At 58.5% G+C, this 14,276-nt stretch carries 13 protein-coding genes; 4 read left to right on the top strand and 9 right to left on the bottom strand.

Annotated elements, in window-relative coordinates; genetic code table 11:
* Positions 1-197: 197 nt before the first annotated feature.
* Together ABIE13_RS19115 and ABIE13_RS19120 are read left to right on the top strand one after the other, a co-directional pair.
* On the top strand, positions 198-629 hold the full coding sequence (locus tag ABIE13_RS19115) for a Fur family transcriptional regulator (RefSeq protein WP_354446345.1): 432 nt from the start codon (positions 198-200) through the stop codon (positions 627-629).
* A 61-nt stretch (positions 630-690) separates the two neighbouring features.
* Entirely contained in the window at positions 691-909 is a 219-nt protein-coding gene (locus ABIE13_RS19120; RefSeq protein WP_354446347.1) for a SlyX family protein, read from the top strand.
* A 62-nt stretch (positions 910-971) separates the two neighbouring features.
* Here ABIE13_RS19120 and dapA read toward each other — a convergent pair whose 3' ends face one another.
* The 7 genes from dapA to ABIE13_RS19155 all read right to left on the bottom strand — a co-directional run bounded on the left by dapA (position 972) and on the right by ABIE13_RS19155 (position 8,753).
* A complete protein-coding gene (dapA, locus tag ABIE13_RS19125; protein ID WP_354446349.1) occupies positions 972-1,838 on the bottom strand; it encodes a 4-hydroxy-tetrahydrodipicolinate synthase in 867 nt (288 codons plus the stop codon).
* Positions 1,839-2,416: 578 nt separating this feature from the next.
* Entirely contained in the window at positions 2,417-3,400 is a 984-nt protein-coding gene (locus ABIE13_RS19130; RefSeq protein ID WP_354446351.1) for a Bug family tripartite tricarboxylate transporter substrate binding protein, read from the bottom strand.
* Between the two features lie 222 nt (positions 3,401-3,622).
* On the bottom strand, positions 3,623-4,411 hold the full coding sequence (gene dmpH, locus ABIE13_RS19135) for a 2-oxo-3-hexenedioate decarboxylase (protein WP_354446353.1): 789 nt from the start codon (positions 4,409-4,411) through the stop codon (positions 3,623-3,625).
* A 16-nt stretch (positions 4,412-4,427) separates the two neighbouring features.
* Positions 4,428-5,492 (bottom strand): 4-hydroxy-2-oxovalerate aldolase, encoded by a 1,065-nt coding sequence (gene dmpG, locus ABIE13_RS19140; protein WP_354446355.1) that lies wholly within the window; start codon positions 5,490-5,492, stop codon positions 4,428-4,430.
* Positions 5,493-5,505: 13 nt separating this feature from the next.
* Positions 5,506-6,420, bottom strand: coding sequence for an acetaldehyde dehydrogenase (acetylating) (locus tag ABIE13_RS19145; RefSeq protein WP_354446357.1), 915 nt, complete (start codon positions 6,418-6,420; stop codon positions 5,506-5,508).
* Positions 6,421-6,450: 30 nt separating this feature from the next.
* Positions 6,451-7,233 carry a 2-oxopent-4-enoate hydratase gene (gene dmpE, locus ABIE13_RS19150; RefSeq protein ID WP_354446359.1) on the bottom strand — a complete coding sequence of 261 codons (783 nt, stop codon included), beginning with the start codon at positions 7,231-7,233 and terminating at the stop codon, positions 6,451-6,453.
* Between the two features lie 59 nt (positions 7,234-7,292).
* Complete coding sequence (locus ABIE13_RS19155; RefSeq protein ID WP_354446361.1) at positions 7,293-8,753, bottom strand: 2-hydroxymuconic semialdehyde dehydrogenase; 1,461 nt, start codon at positions 8,751-8,753, stop codon at positions 7,293-7,295.
* Positions 8,754-9,003: 250 nt separating this feature from the next.
* Between ABIE13_RS19155 and ABIE13_RS19160 the strand changes: the two genes are divergently transcribed.
* The gene (locus tag ABIE13_RS19160) at positions 9,004-9,804 is read left to right on the top strand and encodes a GntR family transcriptional regulator (RefSeq protein WP_436278445.1); all 801 of its coding nucleotides are present in this window, start codon (positions 9,004-9,006) and stop codon (positions 9,802-9,804) included.
* Entirely contained in the window at positions 9,794-10,954 is a 1,161-nt protein-coding gene (locus ABIE13_RS19165; protein ID WP_354446365.1) for an acyl-CoA dehydrogenase family protein, read from the top strand. The genes ABIE13_RS19160 and ABIE13_RS19165 overlap by 11 nt, the downstream gene beginning before the upstream one ends.
* Before the next feature lie 371 nt (positions 10,955-11,325).
* Here ABIE13_RS19165 and boxA read toward each other — a convergent pair whose 3' ends face one another.
* On the bottom strand, positions 11,326-12,621 hold the full coding sequence (gene boxA, locus ABIE13_RS19170) for a benzoyl-CoA 2,3-epoxidase subunit BoxA (RefSeq protein ID WP_354446367.1): 1,296 nt from the start codon (positions 12,619-12,621) through the stop codon (positions 11,326-11,328).
* A 201-nt stretch (positions 12,622-12,822) separates the two neighbouring features.
* Complete coding sequence (gene boxB, locus ABIE13_RS19175) at positions 12,823-14,250, bottom strand: benzoyl-CoA 2,3-epoxidase subunit BoxB (protein ID WP_354446369.1); 1,428 nt, start codon at positions 14,248-14,250, stop codon at positions 12,823-12,825.
* Positions 14,251-14,276 lie beyond the last annotated feature (26 nt).

A 14,276-nucleotide genomic window follows, 5' to 3' on the forward strand; every position in this document is an offset into this window, starting at 1 on the left:
GCAGTCACCGACCGTTATTCGATCATCGTGGGAGGCGCCCGTGTGGCGCCATTGAAGAGCCTGCCAGCTGGTGCCTAAGGGGTGCTTGCCAGCGAGGCTCATTTTTTTGTCCCTGCATAAGACCTTCCCATCGATTTGCGAAATGTAGGCTTGTCTCAGACGCGATAAACTGGCTTCGTTCAACCCAATCTGATGCCATGCCGGAATTTGAAAAGCCGCACACCCACGAGCTGACCAAGCACCAGTCGCTCGTGCTGGATGCCCTTGCGCGCGAAGAAAATGCCAGCAGTGCTTACAACCTGTTGGATCAGTTGCGTGGCCAAGGATTGCGTGCGCCACAACAGGTCTACCGTGCATTGGACAAACTGGTGGAATATGGATTGGTGCACAAGGTCGAGAGCCTGAACTCTTTCGTGGCCTGCGCGCATCCGCACGACCATCATCACCTCACCGTGTTCGCCATATGCGACCAATGCGGAAACGTGGACGAGTTCTCGGAGCCAGTCATAGAGCGACGGCTGAAGGCCTGGTCTCGCGAAAATACTTTCACCTTGAACAGCGCTGCGGTGGAGATGCACGGCGTTTGCGCCAACTGTGAGGCCAAATCCGCTGAGCCCCCGCCTCCTTGAGTCGCCAGGATTGTCAGCCCGAGCCGGCGCACTGAGCCAAGAGGCGCACTATGATCTGCCCATGCAAAGCCCTGACATCACCGACGACAGACTGACCGCACTGGAGATCAAGGCGAGCTACAGCGAAGACCTGCTGGACCAGTTGAATATGACGATTTACCGGCAGCAGCAACAGATTGACCGGCTGCTGATGGAGCTTGATGATTTGCGCCGACGGATTCCCGAAGGCGGGCCCCACACCTCTACCAACGCACGCGACGAGCTTCCGCCGCACTATTGACGCAGGGGCCCTGGGCAGGCCTACCATAGAAGCGCCCCTTTGTCGTCTCGCCTGCTACGCGATTAGGGCGTGTTAACACGCCCTAGTTTCTGCAGCTCGATCTCCAAACCCCTGCTGGCGGGTGTCATCGGCGCGCGCAGTTCGTTGCGAATGCTCCCTAGTTGGGCGAGTGCCGCCTTCAAAGGCGCTGGATTCGGCTCCGCAAATGTGGCCTGTATCACCGGAACCAAGGCATGCCAGATCGTGCGCGCGTCCGTGAGCTTGCCCTCCCCCAGCAAACGAGCCAGCGCGACGAAGCGCTCAGTGAAAAGGTGCGCGGACGCTGCGATCGCTCCGCTCCCACCCTCGCAAAGCACATTGAACAGGTCGAGGTCTTCGCCACAGAGCACTTGGAGTCGCCCATCCAGAATGAGTGATCGTGTCTTTTCAGGTGAACCGCCGCAGTCTTTAATGGCCACGATCCGCTCATGCGCCGCGAGCTCCAGGAGTGTCGTCAATTCAAGCCTCACCCCCGTACGTCCCGGAATATCGTAGAGGATCACGGGGACTCGGCTCGCATCGGCGATTGCAGTGAAGTGGGCGATGATTCCCGCTTGTGAAGGCTTGATGTAGTAAGGCGCACTGACCAGTACCCCAGCAATCGGCTGGGTGTTGAGCGCAGCAACACGCTCACAGAGCTGTGCAGTATGGTTGCCGCTCACGCCCACCACGACCGGCAGGCCATTCGCGGCGGAGAGCACGGTAGCGAGCACCTTATCTTGCTCGTGCTCATTCAACGCAGCGGGTTCACCTGTTGTGCCCAGGGCCACAAACCCGGAAATACCGGTGCGCGCGTAGCGCCGCACAAGCGCATCAAGCGCGTTGAAGTCGACGCTGCCCGCATTGAACGGCGTCACCAGTGGAATCCAGATACCTGAAAAAGAAGACATATTTTTCCCTTGAACTCGACCGACTAAAAAGTCCGTTCAGAGGCGCGCTAGACAAGCGAGCCGGGAAAATTGAGAGGGAAAGGCCACCGGCTTGCTGTTCCGTCGCTCATCCGACGGAACAGCTGGCTCCGGTCAGATGAGCGACTGTTTCTTGGCTTTGGATTTCGAACTGACTTGTGCCAATGCACACACGAACCCAAGCATCGCGCAGGAAGCGACGAGGCTATTCGGAGTGAATTGGAAAGGCAGATTGCGAACCATGGGCTGGAGTATATCGGTGATCGTGCGGCATTCCAAACACATTAGCTTGGATTTGGAACAAGCCATGCTCGATGAGATTTCACTGAGCCCTTGGCGCGCTGGCTGGCATTACGCAAGGCTTCGACAGGCTCAGCCCGAACGGTTTTAGTGAGTTCAAATGCCACTTTCCGTTCGACCAAAACTATAGGACCTCAATGAATAGCATCTGTTTTCGCAAAGATTCGGGTTCCACACTAATCCGTTCGCGCTGGGCCTGTCGAAGCGTTGCGCGAGGCTTCGACAGGCTGAACGGTGTTTATAGATTAGTCGCAACGGTATCAATCAGCCTTGATGCCCAGCTTCTGGATCAAGTCCCCCCAGCGCTTGTTCTCAGCCTTGATGAAGGTCGCAAACTCCTGAGGCGAATTCACGCGCAGATTGCCAGAAATGTTATCGAACGCGGATTGGGCTTCGGCGGTCTTGGCACCTTCCGCCCAGGCATCGTGAAGTTTTTGCACAATAGCCGGCGGCGTCGCGGCAGGTGCCACCAGGCCAAACCAGGTCTCTACCTCAAACCCGGGAAAGCCTGATTCGGCCACGGTAGGCACGTCCGGCAAAGCCTTGGAGCGTTTGGCAGATGTGACGGCAAGCGCCTTCAACTTTCCTGCCTTGATGTGCTGCAAAGTGGTCGCAAGCGAACTCTCCATGCTCAGCTGTATCACTCCGGATAGCAAGTCAGGAATGATCTGGCTCGAACCCTTGTAAGGGATGCTCGCAAGCTGAATACCAGCCACTGATTGCAGCAACTCGGCGGCCAGATGGTTGCTGGTGCCCACCCCTGAGACGGCGTATTGCAGTTTGCCTGGATTGGCTTTGGCATACGAGATCAGGCCTTTCAGATCATTGAACGGCGCTGAAGGATTGATCACAACGACGCAAGGCGTGGTGCCAACGAGCGAAATCGGCGCCAGATCCCTCTCGACGTTGAAAGGAAACTTGCTGTACAGATGCGGTCCGATCGCCAGGCTGCTGATAGCAGCCAGGGCAATGGTGTAGCCATCTGGCGCGGCCTTGGCAACGGCGTCGGTGCCAATGTTGCCACCGGCGCCGGCTTTATTCTCGACCACGAATTGCTGACCCAGCTTGTCACCCATGGCTTTGGCAGCCGTACGCCCCATGATGTCCGTAGGGCCGCCAGGTGGAAACGGTACGATCAGTTTGACCGGCTTGCCAGGGTAGGCCGCTTGCCCCCAGGCCAGCGTGGGCAGAGTGCTTGTACCTGCAACTGCAGCTGCGGCGGCTATCAAATGGGGTCGTTTCATGATGTCTCCTAAAAATGAGTTTCAAGTGAACTACGGGCCCGCTCGCCTGAGGGTGGCTTTCTGAGCGGGCGTGCTGAACCAAGAGAGCGCACCGGCGTGCAAACTCCCTGCCTCGCACGGGAAAGCGGGGGGAGGCAGATGGGCCCTCCTTCAGGGCAGGGCGAGCCTAGGGTTCAGATGGTTTGCCGAGAGGCTCCATGCTGAAGCGCTCCATCTCCGGCATTAAACGAATCGTGTCGATACGCTGCCCATGCCTTGCACACGCAGCGTGACGCAGTCACCTGCCTTCACAGATACCGCCTCGGTGATCCCGCCGGAAAGCACCAGGCTCCCCGCAGGCAGGCTCTTGCCGCGCCGGCCCAGGTGGTTGACCAACATGGCCACGGCGGCGGCCGGATGTCCCAATACAGCAGCGCCGGCACCGAGGCCTACGACCTCACCGTTCTTCTCGAACACGATGCCGGTGGTACGCAGATCCACGCTGCGTGCATCTACCGCACGGCCGCCCACGACGAAACGAGAGGCGGATGTGTTGTCTGCAACCACGCTTTTCAGATCGAACTTGAAGTCGCGGTAGCGGCTGTCGATGACCTCAATTCCAGGCAGGACGATATCGCTTGCGGCCAGCACGTTGGCAATGCTGCACCCAGGCCCCTTGAGCTCCACTTTGGTGACAAAGCAGATCTCGGGCTCTACCTTGGGGTGAATGAGTTCACTCACCTTGACCTCTGCGCCTTCGGCCACGATGTAGTCGTCCACCAGGAAACCGAACACCGGGTCGGTTACGCCCATCTGCTTCATCTTGGCGTGTGAAGTCAGGCCGGCCTTGTAGCCTGCCATGCGAGAGCCACGTGCAAGCTTGGCGGCCAGAATGCGATCCTGGATGGCGTAGGCATCATCCCAATCCATGTCTGGGTGGGTATCAGTCACCTTGAGCGTGTCCTTGCATTCCAACTGGCAATTCTCCAGATGGAGGGCCAGTTGATCGAGAGTTTGCTTATCCAGTGCCATGTTCGTTCGTCTCCAGTCAGGCAGCCTTGCGCGCCGCGTTTTCGCGTGCCTTGGCCAGGGTCAGTGCCGTGTCTTCAATCATGTCTTCCTGTCCACCGACCATGCCGCGGCGGCCCATCTCGACCAGGATCTCGCGCGCGGGCACGCCGTATTTTTTCTCCGCACGTTTGGCAAACAGCAGGAAGGATCCGTACACGCCTGCATAACCTAGCGTGAGCGCATCGCGATCGCAGCGGATAGGGAAATCCATGATGGGCACCACCAGGTCTTCTGCCACATCCTGGATAGCGAAAACATCCACTCCGGTCTCTATGCCCATGAGATCGCACACTGCCACCAGGATTTCCATCGGCGTATTGCCAGCGCCAGCTCCCAGGCCCGCTGCAGCTGCATCGATACGGTTGGCCCCCGCTTCGATCGCGGCAATCGAGTTGGCCACGCCCATCGCCAGGTTGTGATGGCCGTGAAAGCCCAACTCGGTTTCCGGCCGGAGAGCTTGACGAACCCTGCTGAGCTTATCCTTGGTGTCTCCTGGCAGCATGTGGCCGGCCGAGTCAGTGATGTAGATGCAATTGGCGCCGTAGCTCTCCATCAGCTTGGCCTGAGCGACCAAGCCCTCTGGCGTATGCATGTGGCTCATCATCAGGAAGCCGACGGTATCCATATCCATCTTGCGCGCCATGGAGATGTGCTGCTCGCTCACATCGGCCTCGGTGCAATGCGTTGCCACGCGAATGGTGTGAACCCCGAGGTCCCGCGCCATTTTCAAATGATCGACAGTGCCAATACCGGGCAGCAGCAGCGCCGACACCTTGGCCTGCTTCATGAGAGGGATGACCGCGCCAAGGTACTCTTCGTCTGTGTGTGCGGGAAAGCCGTAGTTGACTGAACTGCCGCCAAGGCCGTCGCCATGTGTCACCTCAATCAGTGGCACTCCGGAAGCATCCAGCCCCTTGGCAATGGTGGTCATCTGCTCCAGCGTCATCAGATGGCGCTTGGGGTGCATGCCATCGCGCAGCGTCATGTCGTGCACGGTGATTTTCCTGCCCTTCAGAGCACTCGCGTTCGTTTGTCCGTTCATGTTCGCTTCTCCCTCAGGCCGCGACGGGTTGGAGTTTCAAGGTGCCGGCAAGAATCTCTTCGGCAAACATTTCAGCCGTGCGCGCGGCAGCGGCTGTCATGATGTCCAGATTGCCAGCGTACTTGGGCAGGTAGTCGCCCAGCCCCTCCACTTCCAGGTAAATGGAGACCCGGTTGCCATCGAACACAGGACCATTCACCAGCCGGTAGCCTGGCACATATTTCTGCACTTCGGTGATCATGTCGTGGACACTTTGGGTGATGGCAGCCTGATCGGGTTCATCGACAGTCAGGCAATGCACGGTGTCGCGCATGATCAGCGGTGGCTCGGCCGGATTGATGATGATGATCGCCTTGCCTTTTTGCGCGCCGCCCACTTTCTCGACGGCGCCAGCCGTGGTGCGCGTGAACTCATCGATATTCTTGCGGGTACCGGGGCCGACCGAGCGGCTTGATACCGTCGCCACTATTTCGCCATAGGCGACCGCTTGTACGCGACTCACCGCAGCCACCATGGGGATAGTGGCTTGGCCGCCGCAAGTGACCATGTTGACGTTCATCTCTGCCTTGCCCACATGCTGCCTGAGATTGACAGGCGGCACGCAGTAGGGGCCGATAGCGGCGGGCGTCAGATCGATCATCATGGCCCCCTCCGCATTGACCTTGCGCGAATTCTCGGCATGGACGTAAGCGCTGGTGGCATCAAAGACAATTTGAACGCCGTCTGGCTTGATATGAGGAATCAGGCCGTCCACACCTTCTGCGGTGGTCTTGATGCCCATTTCACGGGCGCGCTTGAGCCCGTCAGATGCTGGATCGATGCCCACCATCCACACAGCCTCCAACACCGGGCTGCGCTGCAGTTTGGCCAGCAAATCCGTGCCAATGTTGCCGGGGCCGATCAAGGCGCATTTGATTTTCCTGCTCATGACTTTTTCCTCGGAATTCGATGATGAAGATCAGATAAAGCGCACAGAGCAGGAACCAATGCCACCGATGCTTACGCGCAGGTTGTCACCAGCCTGGACCGGCACCATGATCGCCAGCGAGCCTGACAGCACGACCTCACCCGCCTCCAAAGCGATGCCATGTGCGCCCAGCGTGTTGGCCAACCAGGCGACCGCGTTGGCCGGATGCCCCAACGCGGCGGCGCCAGCGCCGGTGGCGACGATTTCACCGTTCTTCTCCAGGACCATGCCGCAGGTGGCGAGATCGACATCACGGATATCCACCAGGCGATCGCCCAGTACAAACACCCCGCAACTGGCGTTGTCCGCAACAGTGTCCTGAATCTTGATCTTCCAGTCCTGAATGCGTGAGTCCACAATTTCGAAGCAGGCCATGACACCTTCGGTGGCAGCCAGTACGTCGGCAGCGGTCACGCCAGGACCTTGGAGCGTCTTCTTGAGCACAAAGGCAATTTCACCTTCGGCCTTGGGCTGGATCAGCGTGCTGGCCTCAATGGCTTCACCTTCGTTGTAGACCATGCCGTCTGTCAACCAACCAAAATCCGGCTGAAACACGCCAAGCATGTTCATGACCGCCTTGGAGGTGACGCCAATCTTCTTACCCACGACTTTCTCACCCGCGTCGAGGCGGCGTTTCATCATGCGTTGCTGGATGGCGTAGGCATCGTCAATGCTGATCTCGGGATGTCGACTGGTCAGCGGCTCGACCGTGCGGCAGGCCTTGAGCGCTTCGAAGAGCTCATCGCCCAGTTGATTGATCTGTTCGGCTTTCATGTCACCTCGGTTTTTCAAAAGACTCCCCGCATTGGCGCGGGTTGCCTGAGCGCTGCGCCTTAAAACTTCACCATCACGTTGCGAAGGTCGGTGTAGAACTCGAAGGAATGCACACCGCCTTCGCGCCCGATGCCTGACTGCTTGGAGCCACCGAACGAGGTGCGCAGATCGCGCAAGAACCAGCTGTTGATCCAGCACAACCCCACTTCAATGGATTGCGCCATGCGGTTGGCTCGGCCAATATCCTGGGAGTACACGGAAGTCGCCAGGCCATAGGGGTTGTTATTGACCTTGGCCAGCACCTCTTCTTCCGTGTCGAAAGGGGAAATGTGGCAGCAAGGGCCGAAGATTTCATCGGTCACGACGGCGGCGGTTTCTGGCAGGCCTGTCCAGATGGTGGGTTGTACCCAGCAGCCGTCTTTGAGCGCTTCAGGCATTTCCGGCACGCCGCCACCGGTCACCACTGTGGCCCCCTGATCCTTGGCTTTTTGATAGTAGGACAGCACCTTTTTCTGGTGCTCCTTGCTGATGACCGGGCCTATTTTCGTATCCTTCTCGAACGGCAGGCCGGGCTTCATGGTTTCTGCTTTGACCTTCAGCGCTGCCACGAACTTATCGAAGATTGGCCGCTCCACGTAGACGCGCTCCGTGCCCAGGCACACCTGGCCAGCGTTCTCAAAACAGGAGCGTGTCACGGTATCCACGGCCGTCTGGAAATCGCAATCTGCAAACACGATGGCGGCATTCTTGCCACCCAGTTCCATCGAGACCGGACGAACCCCCACCGCCGCAGCTTGCATGATGGCTGTGCCGGTACGGGTTTCGCCAGTGAAGGTGATGCCATTCACACCAGGATGCTTAGTCAGAAACTCACCCGCTGAGCCAGGGCCAAAGCCGTGCACCACGTTGTACACCCCTTTGGGCATGCCAACGGCGTTCATCACCTCGCCAAGCAACGTGGCAGTGGCGGGTGTGTCCTCAGAAGGTTTCACCACCACGGTGTTACCGCACGCCAAGGCCGGGCCCACTTTCCAGGTCATCAGCAGAAGGGGCAGGTTCCAGGGACAGACGACGGCGATGACACCACGCGGTACGCGCACGCCGTAGCTGAGTGCGGTCTTGCCGTCAGGCGTGCGCATGTTGAATGATTCCGTCGACATGCTTTTTATGGTGTCGGCGAAGACCTGGAAATTGGCTGCGCCGCGTGGAATGTCCACATGCGAGGCGAGGTCGTAGGGCTTGCCGGTATCAGCAATCTCCGCCTGCAGGAAATCATCGAAGCGCCGATTGATTTCATTGGCTACGGCGTCTAGCAGCTTGACGCGCTCGCCGATGGCGAGCCGACCCCAATCCCCCTTAAGTGCCGCACGGGCAGCCACTACAGCTGCATCCACTTCGGCCTGACCGGCTTCGAACACATTGCCAATGAGGCTGTTGTCCACCGGGTTACGGTTTTCGAAGATCTTGCCGCTGGCGTTACGGACGTATTCGCCATTGATGAAGTTAAGAAACTCTTTCATATCACCCCTGATATCAGGCGCTCTTTTGCGCCATTGCTTGGATGGAGCTGATTCTAGGATCGCATTGGTTGCGTGTCTACAAAAATATCGATAATTTTCACGAAAATCAGAATCCATCTTTGCATCGACTCTATATTTCCGATTGTTTATCGATATTTAAGGAAAATCCGCCACTTCCTATCAACTATGGGCGCGCATGACTGCTATGCTCCTGCTACAGCACGCCAGCGCCAGACAGTTACGCGAACCCATGGTCAAACGATCCGCCCTCCCCCCACCGCCTGCAGAAGGCTCAGCTCCGAACGATGACACGACCACGCCTCGCACGCTGATTGAGCGCGCTTATACGCAACTGCGCGACGACATCGTGGAAGGCCGGATCGCCCCGGGAGAGAAACTCCGGGTGGAGCACTTACGGGCTCGTTACGATGTGAGCGCGGGTACCTTGCGCGAAGCGCTGAACCGCTTGGTCAGCGATGCCTTGGTAGAGGCGGAAGGCCAGCGGGGCTTTCGCGTCACGCCCATCACGGTTCAGGATCTGGACGATCTGACAGATTTGCGAGTTCGAATTGAAATCGAAGCGCTCAGGCAATCCATCCGGCATGCCAATGAGTCGTGGCGCCAGGAACTGCAACAGGTCTACACACAGATGTCGGCCTTCGAGCAACCCATTCTTCCTGACCTCATTCAGCGTTGGGAGGCGCTGAACACCCAGTTCCATGAACTGCTGGTTGCCAACTGTGGCTCCGCCTGGACCGTGCGCCTACTTCGTATACTTAATCGTCATAGCGAGCGCTACAGACGCTATGCCATCGACTTGGGCAAGGGCCGGCGCAACGTCCACATGGAGCATCACGGGATTTTTGAAGCCGCAATGGCCGGCAATGAATTCCGTGCAGCCCTGGAGCTGGAAGCACACATCCGTGCCACCCCCGAACTGCTGAAGGCCGCCGCGCGCGAGGGCATAGACATCTTTCGCGCATCGCCTGAATCATCCGCTCAAGTTCGACTGACCCGTGAAGGAATGAAAGCACCGCACCATGCTCCATGAAACCGACCAGTACCAGGAAATCCGCGACGCCATTCGCCATCTTTGCCAGCAGTTCCCCGACGAGTACTTTCGCAAGATTGACGAGCAACGAGGCTACCCGGAGCAATTTGTAGACGCGCTCACGCGCGCCGGCTGGATGGCAGCGCTCATTCCGCAAGAGTACGGTGGTTCGGGCCTGACGATGGCAGAGGCTTCAGTCATCATGGAAGAGATCAACCGATCTGGTGGAAATTCTGGCGCGTGCCACGGCCAGATGTATGTGATGAACGCGATTGTTCGCAGCGGTTCGGACAAGCAAAAACGCGACCTGCTGCCTCGCATTGCCAGCGGCGACTTGCGCATCCAATCTATGGGGGTGACCGAACCCACCACCGGCAGCGACACCACCAAGCTCAAGACCACGGCCACGAAGAAGGACGGCCGGTGGGTGATCAACGGTCAGAAAGTCTGGATCTCTCGCATCCAGCACAGCGACATGATGATCTTGCTGGCACGCACCACACCTCTGGCAGAAGTGCAGAAGCGTTCAGAGGGCTTGAGCTGCTTTCTGATCGACTTGAAGGAGGCTGTGGGCCAGGGGCTTACCGTGCAACCCATCCTGAACATGGTGAACCATGAGACCAATGAGCTGTTCTTTGACAACCTGGAGATTCCAGAGGAGAACCTGCTCGGGCCTGAAGGGAAAGGCTTCAAGACGCTGCTCGATGGACTCAATGCCGAGCGCACTCTGATTGCTGCCGAGTGCATTGGCGACGGCTATTGGTTCATCGACAGGGCGACCAAATACGCCAAAGAGCGTGTGGTGTTTGGGCGTCCGATTGGTCAGAACCAGGGCATTCAGTTTCCCATTGCAGAGTCACTGATTGAACTGGAAGCCGCCAACCTCATGCGCTGGAAGGCTTGCGAGAAGATCGATGGACACGAGAACGCTGGGGCGGCAGCCAATATGGCCAAGCACCTGGCTGCCAAGGCCAGCTGGGAGGCTGCCAACGTCTGCCTGCAAACGCATGGCGGATTTGGATTTGCCTGCGAGTACGACGTCGAGCGCAAGTTTAGGGAAACCCGGCTCTACCAGGTGGCACCCATCTCCACGAACATGATCTTCAGCTATGTGGCTGAGCATATTCTGGGGCTTCCGAAGTCGTATTGACCACTGCATTCGATGAATTGCCAGCGTTAAAAGGCGCGAAGATTCGCACGCCGGCCCTACCTCTTCGACTGGCCCCTTTGTACGCAATGCGGCCTGAATTCCTTAACAAGCTCGGCTCTCCAATTGACCGCCGCCTACCCTCACCCCCGCCCTCTCCCCTGGCCGGGCGCCCGCCCGCAGGAGAGGGAGTAAAACCTAAGGCCGCGGAGCAGGCCATTCGGGAGTAACCGCGGAGCTGGCTTTGCCAGGCCGCTGGTTGCGTCCCCCTTGGGGGAAGGCGCGAAGCGACTCAGGGGGGAGCTAATTTCTCCAGGCCGCTGGTTGCGTCCCCCTGGGGGGAAGGCGCGAAGCGCCTCAGGGGGGGACCAAAATCAATAAGTCTCGAGATGCAAACGGCCTTCTTTCTTGAGGCGGCCGCCAATCTCATCCCAGTTCAGGCCAGCGTTCTGCACCACATCACGCAGCGCCATCACCACGCCTTCTTCCATGCTCTTCAAGCCGCAGACGTAGATGAAGGTATTGGGGTCCTTCAGAAGCTCAACCAGATCAGCGGCGCGTTCACGCATCAGATCCTGCACATACTTCTTAGGTTGATTCGGCGTGCGGCTGAACGCAAAGCTGGTGTCGATGAAGTCCTTGGGCAGGCTTTGCAAAGGGCCGAAATAAGGCAGCTCTTCCTTGGTGCGCGCGCCGAAGAACAGCATGAGTTTGCCGCTTTCGAACTTGCCAGAGGCCCGAAGGCGGCGACGCCACTCGGTCATGGCGCGCATGGGCGCAGAACCCGTGCCAGTGCAAATCATGACGATATGGGACTTCGGATGGTTGGGCATCAGGAAGCTGGTGCCAAAAGGCCCTGTCACCTGCACTTGGTCACCCACCTTCAGATCGCACATGTAATTGCTGGCCACACCGCGCACTGGATTGCCTTGGTAGTCCTCCAGAACACGCTTGATGGTCAGGCTGATGTTGTTGTAGCCAGGCCGTTCACCGTTGCGGGGGCTGGCAATACTGTATTGGCGCGGGTGGTTGGGTTTTCCACGCGCGTCCAGGCCTGGCGGAATGACGCCAATGCTCTGGCCTTCCAGCACGGGGAAAGGCATGCTGCCGAAGTCCAACACAATGTGGTGCGTATCGTATTCCTTACCGACCTCTGTGACGCGCACATTGCCCACCACCGTGGCGGTCACAAATTTATCAGCCGATTTGGGGCCGTACAGGTTGGCATAGGCGTGCGCGGCTGACCAAGGGGGCGTGGTGGCGCCAAAAGCGGACGAATTGAAAGTCGTCTCGCCAGTGGGATCCGCAGCGGGTGTGGAAGCTTGTTCCTGCGCGAGCAGTTCGGCCACGGGTTCCTCAGCGCTGCCCACGCCCTGCTCTGCCAGCTGTTCCGGCGTGAGTTCTGCAGGCAAGGAGTCCCAGCCCAATTGCTCTTCAATGGTGTAGGGTTTGACGCGTGGCATGAGGCGCCAGTTGTCGATGCTCCCTGTCGGGCACGGAGAGATACAGTCCATGCACCCATTGCAGATGTCTGCCTTCACCACGTAATTCATCGAATCGTGTGTGATGGCGCCGACGGGGCAGATGGCCTCGCAGGTGTTGCAGCGTATGCAGATCTCTGGATCGATCAGATGCTGTTTAAGGACGGCGGAGTCGGTAGAGGTATCCATGATGGCGGTCTTTTCGTGGGGGCGCTAACTTTCAATCCCTCGCCCTCCAGGGGAGAGCAGAGTCAGGGTATGCAGCGCTACCAATGGAAAAGCCGCATGCCCCACCCTGCTCTCCCCCAGCGGGAGGAGGAAGTCCCTCACCCCAACCCGCTGGCGAGAAAAGGAGAAGTGCAAGGCTGCACAAGAATAACAAACACGGTCTTAGTTGAAACGCACATACTCGAAATCGACCGGCTGGCGGTTCACGCCCATGACAGGTGGCGCAATCCAGTTGGCAAATTTTCCAGGTTCCACCACACGGCCCATCAGCGAGCCCACATAGGCTCGGTCTTCGTCGCTAGGCAGCCACTCGTTGACGCGTTGGCTCCATTCCTGCTCGCTCACGACGCGGCCTTCCGGAGAAACCTTGGCACCAGAGAGCGCGCCGATATTGCGGTGGAACGCCTTGTGCGGAACGGTGAGCTTGACAGGGATGCCAGCTTTTTCGATCACGCGGTTCCAACGCTCGACACCCGCTCTGGAGTCGGTGATGTAGTCGTCACGCAGCACTTCGTTGAGCGCATTCAGCATGGGGACTTCTTTTTCAACCAGCTTGTCGCCCTCAATGTTCAGCACTTTGTAGGTCTGGCCTTTGAGCAGGTGATCGTCCTGACGCTTGCCTTCTTCGTAGCGGCCTTTCAAGCCCGTGCTGTAGAAAGTGGCGGCATTGCTGGATTCGTCTGCGCCGAACAGGTCGATGGTGACGCTGTAGTGGAAGTTGATGTAGCGCTGAATTGTTGGCAGATCGATCACGCCAGCCGCACGCAGCTTGGCGACGTCATCGGTCTTGAGCTCGTTCATGGCGTTGACGGTGCGCTGGATCACGCGCGAGATTCCAGACTCACCGACGAACATGTGGTGAGCTTCTTCGGTCAGCATGAACTTCGTCGTGCGGGCCAGCGGATCGAAGCTGCTCTCTGCCAGTGCGCAGAGCTGGAACTTGCCGTCGCGATCGGTGAAGTAGGTGAACATGAAGAAGCTGAGCCAATCGGGCGTCTTCTCATTGAAGGCTTGCAAGATACGTGGGTTATCCGCGTTGCCGCTGTTGCGCTCCAGCAGGGCCTCGGCTTCCTCGCGGCCATCACGACCGAAGTAGCGGTGGAGCAAGTAGACCATGGCCCACAGGTGGCGGCCCTCTTCAACGTTCACCTGGAACAGGTTGCGAAGGTCGTACTGGCTCGGGCAGGTCAAGCCCAGGTGGCGCTGCTGCTCCACAGAGGCAGGCTCGGTGTCACCCTGCGTGACGATGATGCGACGCAGGTTGGCACGGTATTCGCCAGGCACATCTTGCCAGGCAGCTTCGCCCTTGTGATCGCCAAAGTGAATCTTGCGGTCTTGCTCACCGGGGTTCAGGAAAATGCCCCAACGGTAGTCAGGCATCTTCACGTGGCCAAACTGGGCCCAGCCCTGCGGATCAACACTGATGGCCGTGCGCAGATAGACGTCAAAGTTTTGCGAACCATCGGGCCCCATGTCATTCCACCATTGCAGGTAGTTGGGCTGCCAGTGCTCCAGCGCGCGCTGCAGCGTGCGGTCTTCCGACAGATTGACGTTGTTGGGGATCTTCTCGCTGTAATCGATGCTGCTCATGGTGGGACTCCTCTAGGAAAAGTTTC

This window comes from Ottowia thiooxydans, from assembly GCF_040548795.1.
GTDB lineage: Bacteria > Pseudomonadota > Gammaproteobacteria > Burkholderiales > Burkholderiaceae_C > Ottowia > Ottowia thiooxydans_A.